The 18,654-nt window shown below is 60.3% G+C and carries 17 protein-coding genes; 8 read left to right on the forward strand and 9 right to left on the reverse strand.

Features of this window, described 5'->3' with window-relative positions:
- Window positions 1-131 precede the first annotated feature (131 nt).
- From pstB to HX817_RS20765, 4 genes are all read left to right on the forward strand, one after another.
- Window positions 132-965 (forward strand): phosphate ABC transporter ATP-binding protein PstB, encoded by an 834-nt coding sequence (gene pstB, locus HX817_RS20750; RefSeq protein ID WP_003213395.1) that lies wholly within the window; start codon window positions 132-134, stop codon window positions 963-965.
- Window positions 966-1,037: 72 nt separating this feature from the next.
- Window positions 1,038-1,799 carry a phosphate signaling complex protein PhoU gene (gene phoU, locus HX817_RS20755; RefSeq protein WP_003213392.1) on the forward strand — a complete coding sequence of 254 codons (762 nt, stop codon included), beginning with the start codon at window positions 1,038-1,040 and terminating at the stop codon, window positions 1,797-1,799.
- Between the two features lie 124 nt (window positions 1,800-1,923).
- Window positions 1,924-2,823 (forward strand): response regulator, encoded by a 900-nt coding sequence (locus HX817_RS20760; protein ID WP_003213389.1) that lies wholly within the window; start codon window positions 1,924-1,926, stop codon window positions 2,821-2,823.
- A 236-nt stretch (window positions 2,824-3,059) separates the two neighbouring features.
- Window positions 3,060-3,710, forward strand: a complete 651-nt coding sequence (locus HX817_RS20765; protein ID WP_008439474.1) for a M23 family metallopeptidase — start codon at window positions 3,060-3,062, stop codon at window positions 3,708-3,710.
- Window positions 3,711-3,827: 117 nt separating this feature from the next.
- Here the strand turns inward: HX817_RS20765 and HX817_RS20770 are convergent, their stop codons facing one another.
- The 3 genes from HX817_RS20770 to phoB form a co-directional block, all read right to left on the reverse strand.
- Complete coding sequence (locus tag HX817_RS20770; protein ID WP_003213385.1) at window positions 3,828-5,168, reverse strand: hemolysin family protein; 1,341 nt, start codon at window positions 5,166-5,168, stop codon at window positions 3,828-3,830.
- Window positions 5,169-5,292: 124 nt separating this feature from the next.
- Complete coding sequence (gene phoR / locus HX817_RS20775) at window positions 5,293-6,615, reverse strand: phosphate regulon sensor histidine kinase PhoR (protein WP_008439473.1); 1,323 nt, start codon at window positions 6,613-6,615, stop codon at window positions 5,293-5,295.
- Window positions 6,616-6,658: 43 nt separating this feature from the next.
- Entirely contained in the window at window positions 6,659-7,348 is a 690-nt protein-coding gene (phoB, locus tag HX817_RS20780; protein ID WP_003195617.1) for a phosphate regulon transcriptional regulator PhoB, read from the reverse strand.
- Window positions 7,349-7,500: 152 nt separating this feature from the next.
- On the opposite strand from phoB, the gene HX817_RS20785 reads away from it, so the two are divergent.
- A complete protein-coding gene (locus HX817_RS20785) occupies window positions 7,501-7,881 on the forward strand; it encodes a hypothetical protein (protein WP_177041014.1) in 381 nt (126 codons plus the stop codon).
- 33 nt (window positions 7,882-7,914) lie between these two features.
- Here the strand turns inward: HX817_RS20785 and ubiA are convergent, their stop codons facing one another.
- Both ubiA and HX817_RS20795 read right to left on the reverse strand, forming a co-directional pair.
- Window positions 7,915-8,805, reverse strand: a complete 891-nt coding sequence (gene ubiA, locus HX817_RS20790) for a 4-hydroxybenzoate octaprenyltransferase (protein ID WP_003213378.1) — start codon at window positions 8,803-8,805, stop codon at window positions 7,915-7,917.
- The gene (locus tag HX817_RS20795; protein ID WP_177041016.1) at window positions 8,805-9,368 is read right to left on the reverse strand and encodes a chorismate lyase; all 564 of its coding nucleotides are present in this window, start codon (window positions 9,366-9,368) and stop codon (window positions 8,805-8,807) included. The genes ubiA and HX817_RS20795 overlap by 1 nt, the downstream gene beginning before the upstream one ends.
- A 195-nt stretch (window positions 9,369-9,563) precedes the next feature.
- Between HX817_RS20795 and HX817_RS20800 the strand changes: the two genes are divergently transcribed.
- The 3 genes from HX817_RS20800 (at window position 9,564) to HX817_RS20810 (ending at window position 11,395) form a co-directional block, all read left to right on the forward strand.
- Window positions 9,564-9,731 (forward strand): rubredoxin, encoded by a 168-nt coding sequence (locus tag HX817_RS20800; protein WP_003213373.1) that lies wholly within the window; start codon window positions 9,564-9,566, stop codon window positions 9,729-9,731.
- A 48-nt stretch (window positions 9,732-9,779) separates the two neighbouring features.
- On the forward strand, window positions 9,780-10,928 hold the full coding sequence (locus HX817_RS20805) for an NAD(P)/FAD-dependent oxidoreductase (RefSeq protein ID WP_087693724.1): 1,149 nt from the start codon (window positions 9,780-9,782) through the stop codon (window positions 10,926-10,928).
- Between the two features lie 191 nt (window positions 10,929-11,119).
- Window positions 11,120-11,395, forward strand: a complete 276-nt coding sequence (locus tag HX817_RS20810) for an HU family DNA-binding protein (protein WP_003213368.1) — start codon at window positions 11,120-11,122, stop codon at window positions 11,393-11,395.
- A gap of 117 nt (window positions 11,396-11,512) precedes the next feature.
- Here the strand turns inward: HX817_RS20810 and HX817_RS20815 are convergent, their stop codons facing one another.
- The 4 genes from HX817_RS20815 to HX817_RS20830 are packed head-to-tail and all read right to left on the reverse strand — an operon-like array spanning window position 11,513 to window position 18,646.
- Window positions 11,513-11,920, reverse strand: coding sequence for a hypothetical protein (locus HX817_RS20815; protein ID WP_102604051.1), 408 nt, complete (start codon window positions 11,918-11,920; stop codon window positions 11,513-11,515).
- Window positions 11,921-11,935: 15 nt separating this feature from the next.
- The gene (locus HX817_RS20820; protein WP_177020306.1) at window positions 11,936-16,243 is read right to left on the reverse strand and encodes an RHS repeat-associated core domain-containing protein; all 4,308 of its coding nucleotides are present in this window, start codon (window positions 16,241-16,243) and stop codon (window positions 11,936-11,938) included.
- Between the two features lie 12 nt (window positions 16,244-16,255).
- Window positions 16,256-16,690 carry a DcrB-related protein gene (locus tag HX817_RS20825; RefSeq protein ID WP_003213356.1) on the reverse strand — a complete coding sequence of 145 codons (435 nt, stop codon included), beginning with the start codon at window positions 16,688-16,690 and terminating at the stop codon, window positions 16,256-16,258.
- A 15-nt stretch (window positions 16,691-16,705) separates the two neighbouring features.
- Complete coding sequence (locus tag HX817_RS20830; protein ID WP_177041018.1) at window positions 16,706-18,646, reverse strand: type VI secretion system Vgr family protein; 1,941 nt, start codon at window positions 18,644-18,646, stop codon at window positions 16,706-16,708.
- Window positions 18,647-18,654: the final 8 nt, after the last annotated feature.

Raw genomic sequence — 18,654 nt, forward strand, 5'->3', positions numbered from 1 at the left:
AACGCGGACTAAATGTGGGAGCGGGCTTGCTCGCGAATGCGGTGTATCAGTCATACATGGGTCAACTGACCTGACGCCTTCGCGAGCAAGCCCGCTCCCACAAAACGAATTGGTAGCACAGGGAGCATCCCATGCAACATGAAACCCATTCCCACGGCATCAACATGTCAGCCCTGGGTCGCGACAAGCAGAGCCTGAGCCTGGCCCAGGAAACCGTGGCCATCGAAGTCCCGGGCCTGAGCCTGTACTACGGCGACAAGCAGGCGCTGTACGACGTCAGCATGAACATTCCGAAGCAGCGCGTGACCGCCTTCATCGGCCCGTCCGGTTGCGGCAAGTCGACCCTGCTGCGCACCTTCAACCGGATGAACGATCTGGTGGACGGCTGCCGCGTCGAGGGCGCGATCAACCTGTACGGCACCAACATCTACCGCAAGGGCGAAGACGTAGCCGAGCTGCGGCGCCGGGTGGGCATGGTGTTCCAGAAGCCCAACCCGTTTCCCAAGACCATCTACGAAAACGTGGTCTACGGCCTGCGCATCCAGGGCATCAACAAAAAGCGCGTCCTCGACGAAGCCGTTGAGTGGGCACTGAAAGGCGCGGCGCTGTGGGACGAGGTCAAGGACCGCCTGCACGAGTCGGCCCTCGGTTTGTCCGGCGGCCAGCAGCAACGTCTGGTGATCGCCCGCACCATCGCCGTGGAGCCGGAAGTGCTGCTGCTCGATGAACCGTGCTCGGCACTCGACCCCATCTCCACGTTGAAAGTCGAAGAGCTGATCTACGAACTCAAATCCAAGTTCACCATCGTCATCGTGACCCACAACATGCAACAGGCGGCGCGGGTTTCCGACTACACCGCGTTCATGTACATGGGCAAGCTGGTGGAATTTGGCGACACCGATACCCTGTTCACCAACCCGGCGAAGAAGCAGACCGAAGACTACATCACCGGTCGCTACGGCTAGCAGGTGACTGGTTGCTCACTGAACTGATGCTGCGGTCGACCGCACCTTACTGGACGTTCCAAGGACGCCAACATGATTAGCAAAGAAGGCCTTACCCATCACATCTCCGCGCAGTTCAACGCCGAGCTTGAGGAGGTGCGCAGCCACCTCCTGGCCATGGGCGGGCTGGTGGAGAAGCAAGTCAACGACGCCGTCACCGCGCTGATCGAGGCCGACTCGGGCCTGGCCCAGCAAGTGCGCGAGATCGATGACCAGATCAACCAGATGGAACGCAACATCGACGAAGAATGCCTGCGCATCCTGGCCCGTCGTCAGCCGGCGGCGTCCGACCTGCGTTTGATCATCAGCATCTCCAAGTCGGTGATCGACCTGGAGCGCATCGGTGACGAAGCCACCAAGATCGCCCGCCGCGCCATCCAGTTGTGTGAGGAAGGCGAAGCGCCGCGTGGTTATGTCGAAGTGCGCCACATCGGTGACCAGGTGCGCAACATGGTTCGCGACGCCCTCGACGCGTTTGCCCGTTTCGACGCCGAGCTGGCGTTGTCGGTGGCCCAATACGACAAGACCATCGACCGCGAATACAAGACGGCGCTGCGCGAACTGGCGACCTACATGATGGAAGACCCGCGCTCTATCTCGCGGGTACTGAGCATCATCTGGGTACTGCGTTCGCTGGAACGCATCGGCGACCACGCACGCAACATCTCGGAACTGGTGATTTACCTGGTGCGGGGTACTGACGTGCGGCACATGGGCCTCAAGCGGATGAAAGCAGAAGTTGAAGGTACGACCGATCAAATCCCTAATGTTCCGGGCGTTCCTGACGATAAGTAAGATTGCCCGAGAAATAAACGCCCGGCCTTTGGTCGGGCGTTTTCGTTTGTGGTGTTGGAATTTTTGGCAAAACGCCATCAGCGAAGCGTTATGCTTGCCGGGGTTTTTATAGGATGAAGGGTCGATGAGCAAAGTCAGTGTATTGGTGGTGGATGACGCCTCGTTTATTCGCGACCTGGTGAAGAAGTGCCTGCGTAACTACTTCCCGGGGATCAAGATCGAAGATGCGGTGAACGGCAAAAAGGCCCAGGCCATCCTGATGCGCGAAACCTTCGACATGGTGCTGTGCGACTGGGAAATGCCGGAAATGTCCGGCCTGGAACTGTTGACCTGGTGCCGTGAACAGCCTCATCTCAAAGCCATGCCTTTCGTCATGGTGACCAGCCGTGGCGACAAGGAAAACGTGGTGCAGGCGATCCAGGCCGGGGTTTCCGGCTACGTCAGCAAGCCATTCACCAACGAGCAGTTGCTGAACAAGGTCAAGCAGGCACTGAACAAGATTGGCCGCCTCGACGCGCTGATCGCCAGCGCACCGACCAAGATGAACTCGGCGTTCGGTAACGATTCCCTCAGCGCCCTCACTGGTGGCAAGCCTGACGCAGTCAAGCCGGCCCCGGTGGCCGCGCCCAGCAAAGGCCTGCTCAACAGCCCGCCGGTGCAGGTGGCTGCGGCAGCGTCGCCTGCCAGCGGTCGTGGCCAGGGCCAGTTGCGCCTGTCCAGTGGCACCCAGCAGTGTGTGATCAAGGCCCTGAGTATCAAGGAGGCGCTGCTGGTGGTGCGTCGTGGTGAAATCCTGCCTCAGGTACTGGAAAGCGCCGTGCTCGACCTGGAGCAGGGTGAGAACGCTGAAGTGGCGCGTCTGAATGGCTACCTGCATGCCGTCGTGGCCTACGAGCCCAAGCCCGACAGTGACTGGCTGCAACTGACCTTCCGGTTTATCGACCAGGATGCGCAGAAGCTTGACTACATTTCGCGGCTGATCGCCCGAGGGACCGCACAGAAGCATTTTGTGCCGGGTGCGTGACTTGATGGGGTCTCCAAAAAACCTGTGGCGAGGGGGCTTGTCCCCCGTTGGGCTGCGTAGCGGCCCCAAACCCTGTAATTGAGTTCTGCCTGACCCTGCGCGATAACTCTACTGGGGCCGCTGCGCAGCCCAACGGGGGACAAGCCCCCTCGCCACAGGGTTAGTGTTTGGTTCACATAGCACTGTCATGATCCCTTGTTAGCCTGCCATCCAGTCGTCCCTGGCAGGCCAACCCGATGCTCGTGCGCTCACTGCTGCTGTGTGGACTGTTCGCCGTTGTCATGCCGGCGATGTCCATGACCCTCTACAAATCCATCGACGCCGACGGCGCTGTGGTCTTCAGCGACCGGTACACGCCCGGGGCGCAGGCGTTTGTGTATCAGGAACGGGTGATTCCCAAGCCTGTATATCCGTCGCAACCCGCTTCCTATCGTTATCCCTTGCCCTGGCGTGGCGGGCCGTTCCGTCTCACCCAAGGCCCCAACGGTACCTTCAGCCACTCTGAGCTCAAAAGCCGTTATGCGATGGACATTGCCATGCCTGAAGGCACGCCAATCATCGCGGCACGTGGCGGTGTCGTACTGAAAACCGAGAACGAGCAGAGCGGGCGCGGCAGCGATCCATCGGGCAATTTCGTGCGGGTGCAGCACGATGACGGCACGCAAGGCGTGTACCTGCACCTCAAGCAAGGGTCGGTCAGCGTCAGGGAAGGGCAGCGAGTGGCGGTGGGCAGTCCGCTGGCGTTGTCGGGCAATACCGGTAACAGCAGCGGGCCGCATCTGCATTTTGTGGTGCAGCGCACGACGGCGTCGGGGCTGGTGTCGATTCCCTATGAATTCAACCAGCCGGTGCAGGCGTTGCCCAACTTTGCGTTGGGCACGCGATAAGGCTTTTGTAGGAGCGAGCTTGCTCGCGAAAAACCTGAGGGCGCTGCCGGGTGTCAGGGTCCCAGCGTTATCGTTAACGTCCTTCGCGAGCAAGCTCGCTCCTACAGGGGGTGTGCCCTAGTCGAGCAATAGCACCTTGGCCAACACGATCTTCGGCCCTTTCATCTTCTTGATGATGATGCGCAGGCCTTCGACTTCCAGCACTTCTTCCTCTTCCGGCACCCGTTTCAGGGTGTCGTAGATCAGCCCGGCCAGGGTTTCGGCCTCGATGTGGTCCAGGTCGACGCCCAGCAGGCGCTCCACCTTGAACAGCGGCGTGTCGCCACGCACCAGCAATTTGCCCGGCTGGTAAGCGAGGATGCCGCGCTCGGCCTTGCGGTGTTCGTCCTGGATGTCGCCTACCAGTACTTCCAGAACGTCTTCCATGGTCAGGTAGCCGATGACCTTGCCGTCGGCCTCTTCCACCAGGGCGAAGTGCGCGCCGCCTTTACGGAACTGCTCGAGCAGTTGCGACAGCGGCATATGGCGCGATACGCGTTCCAGCGGGCGGGTCAGCTCGGCCAGGTTGAACGACTCGGGAATGTGGTCCAGGGCCGCCAGTTCCAGCAGCAGGTCCTTGATGTGCAGCAGGCCGACGAACTCGTTGCGCACGGCGTCGTACACCGGGTAGCGGCTGAACTTGTGGCGACGGAACAGCGCCAGGATTTCCTTGAGCGGTGCGTTGAAGTCCAGGGTCACCAGGTCTTCCCGGGAGTTGGCCCAGTCCACCACTTCCAGCTCGCCCATTTCCACGGCGGAGGCCAACACGCGCATGCCTTGGTCGCTCGGGTCCTGGCCGCGGCTGGAGTGCAGGATCAGTTTCAGTTCTTCACGGCTGTAATGGTGCTCGTGGTGCGGGCCAGGCTCGCCTTGGCCGGCGATGCGCAGGATGGCGTTGGCACTGGCGTTGAGCAGGTAGATCGCCGGGTACATGGCCCAGTAGAACAGGTACAGCGGCACGGCGGTCCACAGCGACAGCAACTCGGGCTTGCGAATGGCCCAGGACTTGGGCGCCAGTTCACCGACCACGATGTGCAGGTACGAGATCACGAAGAAGGCGGCAAAGAACGACACGCCCTTGATCACTTCCGGCGACTGCACACCGATCGCCCCCAGCAACGGCTCGAGGATGTGCGCGAAGGCCGGCTCACCGACCCAGCCCAGGCCCAGGGAGGCGAGGGTGATACCCAACTGGCAGGCCGACAGATAGGCGTCGAGCTGGCTGTGTACGGTGCGCAGGATCTGCCCGCGCCAGCCGTTCTTGTGGGCGATGGCCTCGACCCGGGTCGAGCGCAGTTTGACCATGGCAAATTCCGCCGCAACGAAAAAGCCGTTGAGCAGTACCAGGATCAGTGCAAAAAGAATCATGCCGAAGTCGGCGAAGAGTGTCGCGAGGGTGATGCCAGGGGAAGGGTCCATGATGGGGTTTTGCGGGTTCCGTCTAATCGAAAAGGGTGAGCAGGTGGGCCTGAAAGGCAGGCGCAAGTCCGCCAATGTAGCGGCTGACGGGGCGCTTGCCTAGTGGCGGCTGCCGGGCGGAGGGTCACTCGTCCTGATGAAGGACCCGGGAACGTGTCACCTGGGCCGGCGGGAAATGGCAGGTAAAGGTACTGCCGTGGCCGAGCACGCTACTGATTTCCAGCCGCGCGCGATGGCGCAGCAGCACATGTTTGACGATGGCCAGGCCGAGCCCGGTGCCGCCGGTGTTGGAGTTGCGGCTGGAGTCGACGCGGTAGAAACGCTCGGTGAGGCGCGGCAAATGCTTGGCGTCGATGCCCATCCCGGAGTCCTGCACGCTGAGGTGTGCGCCCTGGTCGTCGGCCCACCAGCGGATGCGGATGTTGCCTTTGTCCTGGGTGTATTTGACGGCGTTGAACACCAGGTTGGAAAACGCGCTGCGCAACTCGCCCTCACTGCCCTTGAGCAGGATCGACGGGTCGGCTTCAAGGGTGATCTGCTGTTCACGCTGCCCGGACAATGCCTGGGCGTCGCTCTTGATCGTCTGCAACAGGCTTTGCACCGGCACCGGATGGTTGTCCGAGGGGTAATCGGTGGCTTCGAGCTTGGCCAGCAACAGCAGGTCGTTAAGCAGGGTTTGCATGCGCGAGCCTTGCTGCTGCATCTGTTGCAGGGCACGGGTCCAGCGCGGGTTCACGTCTTCGACGTTATCGAGCAGCGTCTCCAGATAACCGCAGATCACTGTCAGCGGTGTGCGCAGTTCGTGGGAGACGTTGGCGACGAAGTCCTTGCGCATCTGTTCCAGCTGATGGATGCGTGTGACATCGCGCACCAGCATCAAGTGTTCGTTATTGCCGTAGCGCGTCAGGTACAGCTGGATACGCACGCGGTCGTTGGTCGGTGACGGGATTTCCAGGGCTTCTTCGTAGTTGTCCTGCTCGAAATACTCCTTGAAACGCGGGTGGCGCACCAGGTTGGTCACCGGCTGGCCGCTGTCCTGGGGCGTCTTGAGGCCCAGCAAGGTCTCTGCGGCGCGGTTCCACCATTCCAGGTTGCCGTCGCTGTCGAGCATGATCACCGCGTCTTTCAGTGCGGCGGTGGACTCCTGCACCCGGTCGATCACCGCTTGCAGGCGCCCGCGTACACGCTGGTCGCGGCGTTGCAAGTGGTAGATGCTGTCGAACACCTCGCCCCACAGGCCGTAGCCGTCGGGTGGTGCTTCGTCGGGTTTGTGCTGGCGCAGCCATTCGTGCAGGCGCAGCAGTTGCTTGAGGGTCCAGCCCAGGTAAAGGCCCAGGCCGACGGCCAGGCTCCAGCCGTAATAGCCGCTGACCAGGCCCACCAGCAGGCAGCCGGTGATCAACAGGAGCATGTGGCGGATCAGGGTGCCATGCCAGTTTTGGTTCACTTAAACACGCGTCCTTTCAGCTGTCTGGGCAGTTCGGGCTGGCTCAGCCTTTGGTGGAAAACCGGTAGCCGGTGCCGCGCACGGTTTGTACCAGATTCTCGTAAGCGTCGCCCAAGGCTTTGCGCAGGCGGCGGATATGCACGTCGACGGTGCGCTCTTCCACATACACATTGCCGCCCCAGACCTGGTCCAGCAGTTGGCCACGGGTGTAGGCGCGCTCCTGGTGGGTCATGAAGAATTGCAGCAGGCGGTATTCGGTAGGGCCCATCTCGGCGGGTTTGCCGTCGATGGTCACGCGGTGGCTGATCGGGTCAAGGATCAGGCCGTCGACTTCGATAGGCGCTTCACCATCGGTGGGGCCGGCACGGCGCAGAACGGCTTTCAGACGGGCGACCAGTTCCCGTGGGGAAAAGGGCTTGGTGATGTAGTCATCGGCGCCGACTTCCAGGCCCTGGATCTTGTTGTCCTCTTCGCCCTTGGCGGTGAGCATGATGATCGGGATATCCCCGGTCAGCTCGTCACGCTTGAGGCGGCGGGCCAGTTCGATGCCGGAGGTGCCGGGCAGCATCCAGTCCAGCAGGATCAGGTCCGGCTTGCGGTCGACGATAATGGCATGGGCCTGCTGGGAGTTCTCCGCCTCCAGGCAGTCATAGCCGGCCATTTCCAACGCAACGGCGATCATCTCGCGAATGGGCGCTTCGTCGTCAACGATCAGAATGCTCCTGCCAACCATGCTAAATCCTCTTGTCATTTAACTGTCTTGCGCCGCATTAGATAACGGAATTATTGCAGTCGTGTGACAGTAATTTAGTCGCCTGGGCAATCCTTGCCTCTCTGGACTACGCTTTGGGTCCGAATCCTGACAACCACAAAAGGAAGGTTCCCATGACTCACAGTACTTTTTCCTGGAAAGCCCTGCTGGTAACGGCCGCGTTAACGCTGCCGACAGTGGCGTTTGCGGCAGACCCGGCGATGACCAAGGACGGGATGCTGGTGGACCACAACGGCATGACCCTCTACACCTTTGCCAAGGACGCTGATGGCAAATCCATGTGCAACGACAAGTGCGCCACCAACTGGCCGCCGTTGATGGCCGAATCCACCGACAAGCCCATGGGCAAGTGGACCGTGATCACCCGTGACGACCAGAAAAGCCAGTGGGCCTACAGCGGCAAGCCGCTCTACACCTTCATCATGGACAAGAAGGCCGGTGACATGACCGGCGAAGGCAAAATGGACGGGGCGTGGAAGGTCGCCAAGCCTTGATGTGAGCCGGATAAGGGTGAGGGGCCTGGCCTCTCACCGAAATCCGTAGTCCGCGACAATCCCGACAAAAATCGCCAACCCGGCCCAGTGGTTGTGCAAAAACGCCTTGAAGCATTTGAGCCGGTCCTTGTCCCGGGTGTACCAGAACTCCCAGGCAAAACACCCGGCCGCCGCCAGCAAGCCCAGGTGGAACCAGCCGCCCAGCTCAAAACGCATCCCCGCCAGCCACAGGCACACCAGTGCCAGGCCCTGCAGGGTCAGGATGATCACCCGGTCGGCATCGCCGAACAGAATCGCGGTGGATTTGACCCCGATTTTCAGGTCATCGTCGCGATCGGTCATGGCGTAGTACGTGTCGTATCCCACCGTCCACAACAGGTTGGCGATGTACAACAGCCATGCCGCGGCGGGCAGGCTGCCCGTCTCGGCGGTGAACGCCATCGGCATGCCCCACGAGAACGCCGCGCCCAATACCACCTGCGGGTAATAGGTGTAGCGCTTCATGAACGGGTAGCTGGCCGCCAGCGCGAGGCCGCCCAGAGACAGCCAGATCGTCATGGAGTTGGTCAGCAGCACCAGCAGGAAACTGATGACCATCAGCACCGCGAAGAACACCAGGGCCTCTTTCGAGCTGATCCTGCCGCTGACCAGCGGGCGCTGTTCGGTGCGTTTCACATGGCCGTCGACCTTGCGGTCGGCCCAGTCATTGATGACGCAACCGCCGGCCCGGGTGAGTACCACGCCGAGCACGAAGATCAGGATATTGAGCAGCGATGGCGAACCCTTGCCAGCAATCCACAGCGCCCACAGCGTGGGCCACAGCAGCAGGTAAATGCCGATGGGCTTGTCCATGCGGGTCAACTGGATGAAGTCCCAGGCCCTTGGGTTCAGGTGATTCAGGGATTTGAGCAGGCGCTGGTACATCAGAAACGCTCCGGATGGTCGTGCACGGCTTGCCACAGGGTCGGCAGGAAGATCTCGGCCACCAGCACGCTCAGCGGCCCGCGATCGAAGCGCGAGCGGCGCGCCCACAGTTGATCGGCCTGGTCCGCCGGGGGCAGCCATTCCCGTGGGTAGCGGCGTACCTCGATGGCCTGGCGCGTGAAGGCGTGGTCACAAAACAGCAATTCCCCGAGAGACCGGCTGCCCAACTCATCCATGTGCAAGCCGTCGCCCTGCAAGGCGCTGCGGGCCGCCACGCTGCGGGCAAACACCCACGGCTGGCCATGGCCACGCAAATACACCTCGCGCACCCAGCCGATGCTGGCGGCGGGCAAGTCCAGGGTGGCGCATTCGTCGTCTCGCAGTGGCTGCCAGCCTTCGAACAACGGCGTCACGCTGAAGCCATCGTCGGACAGGCGCGTCAGGCGCCGGGTCAGCGAACCTTCATCGAACAGCCAGTTGAGTGTCAGCGGCGCGGGCAGTGGGCTCAGAAGGCTCTGGGTCAGCCATCGGCAAGCATCGGGAAGGGCGTTTGAATGCGGCACGGAGGGTCATTATTGGCAGTTAATGAGGCGGCGAGCTTACCATGGTGCCCTGGACTTTTGCCGGAGTGCGCCATGCCCATGCGTCGATCATGCTTGCATCTGCGCCTGCTGATCAGTACAAAACGCCCTGAGCCGCACGGCAAGGTTGCATCTATCGACCGTCGGCCAACGCGCCTGGACCTGAGGAAACAAGTAATGAAGAAGTGGCAATGTGTCGTCTGTGGCCTGATCTACGACGAGAAAGACGGATGGCCGGATGACGGCATCGCGCCGGGCACCCTGTGGCAGGACGTCCCCGAAGACTGGCTGTGCCCGGACTGCGGCGTGGGCAAAATGGATTTCGAAATGATCGAAATCGGCTGATTGCTGATTTAAATCGCAATTCAAGAAACGTACTACAAGGAGAAAGGAATGAACGCACCTGTCGTGATCGTCGGCACGGGGTTGGCCGGTTACAACCTGGCTCGGGAGTTTCGCAAGCTCGATAGCGAAACCCCGCTGTTGCTGATCACCGCAGATGACGGGCGCTCCTACTCCAAGCCCATGCTTTCCACCGGCTTTGGCAAGAACAAGGAAGCCGACGGCCTGAGCATGGCGGAACCGGGCGCCATGGCCGAGCAACTGAAGGCCGAAGTGCGTACCCACACCCGCATCAGTGGCATCGACCCGGGCCACAAGCGCTTGTGGATCGGTGAGGAAGCGGTGGCCTATCGCGACCTGATCCTGGCCTGGGGCGCAGAAACCGTGCGGGTGCCGGTACAGGGCGACGCCGCCGAGCTGATTTTCCCGATCAACGACCTCGAAGACTACGCACGCTTTCGTGCCGCTGCGGCCGGAAAACGCCGGGTGCTGTTGCTGGGTGCCGGGCTGATCGGCTGCGAGTTCGCCAACGACCTGATCCTCGGCGGCTACGAGATCGACCTGGTGGCGCCGTGCGAGCAAGTCATGCCGACCCTGCTGCACCCGGCAGCCGCCGCAGCGGTGCAGGCCGGTCTGGAAGGCCTGGGGGCGCGTTTCCACCTGGGCCCGGTGCTCAATCGCCTGCAGCGCACCGCTGACGGCCTGGAAGCCCACTTGTCTGATGGCGAAGTGATCCAGTGTGACCTGGTGGTGTCTGCTATCGGCCTGCGCCCGCGTGTCGACCTGGCCGCCGCCGCCGGGTTGCAGATCAACCGCGGGATCATGGTCGACCGCCACCTCAAGACCTCCCACGCCAACATCTACGCCCTGGGCGACTGCGCCGAGGTCGATGGCCTGAACCTGCTGTACGTAATGCCCCTGATGAGCTGCGCCCGCGCCCTGGCCCAGACCCTGGCGGGCAACGCGACGGCCGTCAGCTACGGCCCGATGCCCGTCACGGTAAAAACCCCGGTCTGCCCGCTGGTCGTCTCGCCACCGCCACGGGGCACCGAAGGCGTGTGGAGCGTCGAAGGGCAGGGCGGCGACATCAAGGCCTTGTGCCGCGACGCCAGCGGCCGACTGCTGGGCTACGCCCTGACCGGCACGGCCGTGATGGAAAAACTGGCCCTCAACAAAGAACTTCCGCCGCTGCTGGCGTAAATGCTGGTCGTTCTGTCGGAATAAGCATCATTTTGACCGTAGAAAGGTCGCCGTGAGACTGGCGCAGGCCCCGATGGCATGCCATCCTCACTCCCGTCTGCCGCAGAGTAGAGCCTGCGGCGCCTTGGGCGCTGCTCCGATAGAGAGCAGCACGGACATAACAACAAAAAACCGTCAAAGAGGCTTCACTTATGCGTAAACCAGAACTCGCAGCCGCTATTGCAGAAAAAGCAGACCTGACCAAAGAACAGGCCAATCGCGTACTCAACGCCGTACTCGAAGAAATCACCGGCGCGCTGCATCGCAAGGACAGCGTCACCCTGGTGGGCTTCGGCACCTTCCTGCAGCGCCACCGCGGCGCCCGCACCGGCAAAAACCCGCAAACCGGCGAGCCGGTGAAAATCAAGGCGAGCAACACCGTTGCGTTCAAGCCAGGCAAGTCGCTTAAAGACAGCGTCAATCCGTAAGTAAAGAAGCCTGCGCTACGCACATGCGAGTGTGAGCGCGGGATAAAAAATGGGCACGCCGACTGGGTCGGGTGCCCATTTTTTGTGGGTGGGCAATCCTTGCTCAATCGTTGAGCTTCAAGCTGTCCACTCGTTCTCAATACACCATTGCTGTACATCCGCAATTAGTAGCGCCGATACCGGTTGCAGATTGGGGAGTTTTTTCTCGTATTTCTTAATACTTTCAACAAAAAATGTAATGAATGCCGCACCTATTAATTTGCGCTGAGCAGCTATGTCTTTTTTCAGTGGAACAAAATCTTCCTCGTCCATGGCGATATCCAGACCGAACATTTTGTCTTTTGCGTAATAACGGCAAAATGTTTTTCGTTCCAGGTTCTTCGGCAGGCATCGCATGCAGACCGCCAGTTCCCAGTCGAGGGTGGGATACTTTTTTTCAAGAATCTCACTCAGGCCATTTAGCTCGTCGGTGATTTCAAAGACCTTTGTCCAACTCGGTGAGTCCGATGTCGTATCGACTCGCATAAAGTATTCCTTATGTCAGTGCCTGCATTTGTTGCCCGGGGGTAGTTTTCCTCGGCGTTTAAAATATTTTCCGATTTTTAATCTTTCCCATACCTGCATATTGCCCTTCGTCGGTGCTGCCATAACCCTTTTGTAGGCAAGATTTTTGGATTTCAGCCACTTTTGGGTATATCGCCGATTCGGATTGACGGTTTCACCGACTTTCCAAACTTCACCTTTTTTCAAATAGACTTGGCCTATTGGCTTTTTATGGCCCCATGCCATCTCGTCATAAAAGCCGTCCTTTTTCGCAATCAGGTAATAAAGCTCGGGGGCCAGTCCCCATGGATCAATCCAGGATATTGGATTGGGGGCGTACTGATAAAAATTGAGCCCGCCGTCAAACTCAATCGGATCCGGTGTCGTAAACCGTCCCACGTCCGGATCATAAAACCTGAAAGTATTGAAATGCAGCCCCGTCTCCCGGTCCAGATACTGCCCCTGAAAGCGCAGGTTCTGTTCTTCGATGTAGTACGGCTCGCGCACTTCCTCAACCGTATTGCCCCACACACGATATGTCGCGCGCCAGACATTATGCCCGTCAGCTTCAGTCAGTTGCTCCGGCAGTCCGTTGAGGTCGTTGTGGTAGTAGCGGATTTTCTGCAGCGGCCCGGTGCCGTCAACGCGAGCCAAGGGTTCGCTGCCTTCATCTTCATAGATGTAAAGACTGGTCTGGCTGTGTTTATGCTCCTGCAATAACCGCAGCCCATCCCAGGTAAACCGGGTTTCCCCCAGGGGATAGCCGTCGTTGCCATGTTCGGTTTTCTCAATGCGTCGGCCCAACGGGTCGTAGATCATCCTGACTACGCTGCCGTTTTCATTGCGCACTTCAATCAGCCGGCTTTCTGCATCGTAGGCGAAGCGTTGCAAGCCACGCGCTGCGCTGCGTTTTTCGATCATCCGACCGAACGCGTCATAGCGATAACGCTTGTCCTGATAGGTCAGCAGTTTGTTATGCACGACCAGCCCAGCGCCTGACTGCGGGCCATCCAGCAGGTTGGCGGCGGCATCGTAGGCAAACGTTTCGCGCTGGCCGTGCAGGCTGTCCTGGCTGGCGATGATGCGGCCAGTGGCATCGTAGTGCAGCAGTTGGCGATGTTGTATGGCAGATTGCTGGTCGAACTTGCCGACCAAGTTGTCGGCAGGGTCATACTCGAACTGCTTTTGCGCTGTCGCTGGCATCAACGATGGCAGGCCTGTAAGGCGGTGTTGGCGTGAGCGTAGACGGCCGCTGCGGTCATACTCACTGCGGGTGCTGAGTCGGCCTTGGGTGCGCAGTACTTCGCGGTGCAGGCGGTCGCGTTCAAAGTCGCTGATGACCTGGCCGTCGAGATTGACCTGATGCAAGTGACCGCTGCCGTAGTACAGGCGATTGAGCCAGCGTCCGTCGGGTATCTGGGTCTGGATAAGATTACCGAGTTCGTCGTAGTGGTGCTGCAGGGTGCCCATAGAACTCTGTTCGGCAAGCATTTGGCCGAGGGCGTCGTAAGCGAAACCAAGGGCTTGGGTATTGCCCAGCAGGTCGGTGAAGGTGACGGCGGTGAGCTGGTCCAGCGGGTCGTAGGCGTAGTCGGTGCGCCCATCGTCGGTGGTTTTGGCGATCAGCCGACCTACTGCGTCACGTTCCATTTGATGGACAATGGGCGCTGGCGGCGTCTCGGGAACCAGGCCTAGCCCGTTGCCGTAGGGGGCCGGAGTGGCGGTCACCGTGGTGATATGGTCCAGTGGATTGTAGGTGTAGCTTTTGGCACTGCCATCGAGGTCTTGCTGCTCAGTCAGCCGATCCCCGGCGTCCCAGGCAAAGAGATAACGTTCGCCGTTCTCGTTGGTCAGTGCTTGCAGGCGCCCATAGCTGTCATAGCCGAACTTCACCTGCCGGCCATGAGCGTCGGTGCGCAGGCTTATCTGGCCACGTCGATTGTGCTGGTAGAGCGTGGTATGTCCGGCAGGGTCGGTGTACCCCACGAGTTGGCCGCTGACATCGCGTTGAAACAGCTCGATGCGACCGTCCGGCAGTTGGTTGCTGAGTAAGCGCCCCTGGAGGTCGTAGCTGAATTGAGTGCGCTCGCCAAGCGCGTCGGTGATCACCTGCAGATAGCCGCGCTCGTCGTAGCTGAAACGCGTGGGATAACCCGAGCAATCAATGTGTTCGACCAATTGCCCGAACGGATTCCAACGCAGTTTTTTGCTTTTACCGGAGGCGTCGATGATTTCCACGACCTGGCCGTGGGCGTCATAGCGATAGCGGGTGATGTGGCCCAGCGGGTCGGTTTCGGCAACGCAATTGCCGCGAGGATCATAGCGATACTGCCAACTGTTGCCGGCGGCGTCGGTCTCCACCAGGGGTAACGCCCAGTGTTCAAGCCACAACGTTGAATCGCTGCGGCCCAACGGGTCCGTTTCGCCGATCAGGTTGCCGGCGTCATCATGCTTGTATTCATAGCGTCCACCTTGCGGGTCGGTGGCGCTGAGAAGTTGGCGTTCGTCATTCCACTCGAACAGCCAGGTTTGCCCCAGCTTATCGCTGTATTGAATGATCTGGTGCTGAGTATTCCAATGTCGGGTGCTGACGCGCTGTAAGCCGTCGATGATACGGGTGAGGCCCGCCTTCAAGTCATAGTCGAACTGGTAGGAGTCACCTTCATCGGTCCAGTGTCGGACGACTCGCCACTCTGAGTTTTCAATCAGTGCCCATTCATAGAAGCACCGCAACCCGGTGGGTAACTGATGCTCCACCATTCGGTGCCCGGCATCGTACGTGAAGCGCCGCTGCACCTGGCCAGAGGCATCGCGCACCTCTGCCAGATTGGCCCTGGCGTCATAGCCGTAGCTGACGAGCACTTCGCGACGTTGATCTGGGAATAGGCGTTCGACGCGAGTGACGTGCTCATGTTCGCGTATCAACTCGACCTGCACCAAGTCGAAGGTATCGCGCAGGCGTACCAGGCGTCCGGCCTGGTCGTAGTCGAGATGAATGCGGTTGTCGTTGCGGTCGCCAAGTTGAATCAGGCGCAGCAGCGACGGGTTGGCTGTGGGCTCAAACAAACGATATAGGCCGTCGTCACTTTCAATCAGCAACTGCCCGTTGAGGTGCCGACGCACAGAGAGCCCTTCGCCGGGGCTGAACACCGCCCCCCCCAACGGGATCGAGCCCATGTCGATAGGGCGCCCCTGCTCGTCGGTGTAGACCAGCGCTTCACCGCCTTCTGGATGAGGTTGGATTTCGACGCATACTTCATAAGCCACACTCCAGCCTGTACCGAACAGTGTGCCTGGGCGTTCGTCGCGGCTGTTGTAGAAGCGTTGCCAGTCAATCGGCAGGATGGCGGGCAGTACAAAATCCAGTTCATCGGTGCCGCCCAGCACCTTCGCTCCCGTTGCAGCATGCACCGGATTCGACGAGCCCATGGCAGCGTTGGTCATCGCGTCCATCGCGCTGCTGACGGCCATCGAAGTAGCCCCGCCAATCAGCATGCACGGCAACTTGCTGAAGAACTTGCCCTTGCCGCCCTTGAGCATCAGTAACGCGGTGACCGCCAACCCCACGCCCGGCGTCTTGCCACTGCGTATTTCCCGCACCACCACTGACCCGCCGCCAATGGTCACGTTCGATGAAATCAACCCGGACGACACCACTGTTGCATCGCAGGTACTACGATCACCACTGCGCACCGCAGGCTGGCCATTGATCGTGACCTTATCCGAACCCTCGGCCAGGAACTGCGGAGGCATCGGTGGATGCTTCATGCAGGTGACCAAGTCCAGAGGCTTGGGCACGGCTCCTGGTGTGGGAGTAGCCACCGTGGGGCGCCACATTTGGGAGAAGAAGCTCTCGGCCATATCCAGATAACTGGCTTCTGGTTCGGGTGCGGGTTCTTCCAGTTCGGTTCCGGCTGGCGCGACATGCGAGCTGATCGCCCCCGCGGCACGTGCGGCGGGAAGGTTGTTGGTCAGGGTATCGGTGGCACCGGTGAGAATATTCGCCTGTACCGTGGGCGGAAACAGGGCGTTGCTGAAGCTGTCGCATAAATTGGTGAGGCCTTTGTCCGCCCCGCTCTTGCTCATGAGAAGGCCGACAACTGTGCCCACCACTGCGCCGAGCAGGACGCATCCGAGTCCGCCGGTAGCGACGGTGATACCGGTAGCAGCCACCACGGCAGCAGTCGCTACTGCAGTGATCGCGATATTGGCCGCCACCTCCAACACACCGCCGAGGATGTCGGCCATCATTGAGGTGTGGGAGAGCGCGTCGCCCATGCGAGCGGCCCATAGAGCATCAGACATGCATGGTGCCCATCAGGAAATCGCGTCGAACGACAATGAGTTTTTGATCGTCGCCCAGTGCGCCGCCTCGGCATCGCCCAGCTTGTCTGCCTTCACATAACTCAAGGCGAGCATCTTGCGTGTGCCCGGGATTACCAGAGCCAGTTGGTACTGGAACACCTTGTCACTGCCCTTGCTGAACTGGCTGCGGAGCTCTATGCCTTCTACTTCCTTTGTTGCACCTAGACGGACACCGACGCCCGGTTGATAGCGCAAATCCTGCACCTGTTTTTCCAGGCGTTTGAGCTGTTCGTCGAAGTTGCTGTGCAGGGTTTCGCCATCGGTGAGGAAGCTGCGGCTGATGATCAAGGAAGTGCCCAGCTCGGGGAACTTGAGGATATTGATCGTAGCGTCCTGCAGCTCGCCGGCTGGCAGTTGGAACTGAAATTCGTTAATTCGGTACGTCATGGAAAACAGGTCTCGTCAGGAGCTTTTAGGCGCGGGGAACGCGGCTTTGATATTGGCGTCGATGCTGGCTTTCATGCCCTGACCATCGGGTGTTGCGCCGGGGCCGCCGCCGTTGTTCAGGTGCAGGACGCCGCCGGTATTGAATTCGGCATCGCCGCTGGCGTGGAAGCTGATATTTACGCCACTCAGGTTGATCTGCCCGCTGGCGTTCAACTCTAGGATGCTTTTACCGCAGACCAATCGCAGGTTTTCGCCCACTTCAATCACGTAGCTCTGGCTGATGCTGTCGGTCTTTCTCTGGCCCACCGAGAGGATGTCTTGATGCTTGACGATGCGCACTCGATTGTTCCCAATCGTCACCGTCTCGTTATGCCCAATACTCTTGTTCCGGTCATGCCCCACCGAATGACTTTCATCCACCTCTACCACGATGTCCTGATTGCGCTCGGCATGGATGTACAACTGCTCCAACCCCTTCTTGTCCTCCATGCGGATTTCATTGAAGTTGGCCGGTGTGCCGCCTTTGCTGGAGCGGCTTTTCATCCCGCTTTGGGTGGCGTTTTCCGGCAGATCGTAAGGCACGGTCTGCTCGGCGTTGTACACGCGGCCGGTGATGATCGGCCGGTCGGGATCGCCTTCCAGGAAGCTCACAATCACTTCCTGGCCGATTCGCGGGATCTGCATCGAGCCCCAGTTTTTTCCGGCCCAGGACTGCGATACGCGAATCCAGCATGAGCTGTTTTCGTTGGACTGGTCGTGGCGGTCCCAATAGAAATGCACCTTGACCCGGCCATATTGGTCGGTCCAGATTTCTTCGCCCTTGGGGCCCACCACCAGCGCCGTCTGCGGGCCTTTGACGATGGGCCGGTAGGTGTTGGCCAGCGGGCGGAAACTCTGTTGTGCGTCGATGCAGGTGAGGGTGCTTTCGAACTGGGCCGAAGGCGCGCCACCGCCGCTTTCGAGGCTTTCCTGGGAGATGTAGTAGCGGGCGCCGACGATCAGGTATTCGCGGTTCTGGTCGCGGCGACTGAAGCCGGTGAGGCTGAACAGGTGGCCGGAACCCAGGCCGCGCGCATTGCCGCTGAACTCCACTTGTTCGTGCAGGGTTTGCAGGGCTTCGATGCGGGTGCGGGCGTAGTGTTCGCCGTCTTCGCTTTTGACGTAGGTGCCGGGGTAGTCGTACAGCGGGTAGTCGCCGGCGGTGTGCGGGCGCGGCATGGCCGAGCGTACGTCGATGCTCGCGCTGGGACGCTGGAAGTCGTAGTCGTTGAGCTCAAGGGAGCCGGGCTGTACTTCCTGTGCCAGGTGCCAGTTGTGCATATGGTCGCGTTCGCGCTGCTGCTCGTCCTTGGGGTAGTAAGGCACCGAGGCGTAGCCGGGCACGTTGGCGTGGGCACCGTAGGCATCGGCCAGCACCAGCACGTGGCGGTCCTGCTCGTGGCGGAAGAAGTAGTAGATGCCTTCCTGTTCCATCAGGCGGCTGACGAAATCGAAGCTGGTCTCGCGGTACTGCACGCAGTATTCCCACTCGCGGTACGGGCGGCTCAAGGCGTCTTCGAAGTCGGAAAAACCCAGGTCGCGAAACACCTGCTTGATGATCTGCGGGATGCTCAGGTTCTGGAAAATCCGGCAGTCGGAGGTGCGGCTCAGCAGCCACAACCACGGGCGCAAAGTCACCTGATAGCTGGCGAACTGGCCCAGGTCGATGTTCTGGCTGCAGCGGGCGACGATGCCGTGGAAGTGTCGCTCGCCACCGTCCGCCAGTTGCAGGTTCAGGCTCATGGGCTTGCCCAGCAACTGGTTGAGGTCGATGTTGGCGTCCAGCGAGGTCAGCTGCAGTTCGAAATTGAACAGCCGACCCAGCTCTTCGCCGCCACCCATTTCATTGAGCAGCAGCACATCCGGCCCCAGGGGGCTGGTGATCTTGGCCAGGCGTGAGGCTTGGTTGAATAACATCGGTTAAC

The sequence above is a fragment of the Pseudomonas sp. C6002 genome (genome assembly GCF_013385805.1).
In the GTDB taxonomy this organism is placed as follows: domain Bacteria; phylum Pseudomonadota; class Gammaproteobacteria; order Pseudomonadales; family Pseudomonadaceae; genus Aquipseudomonas.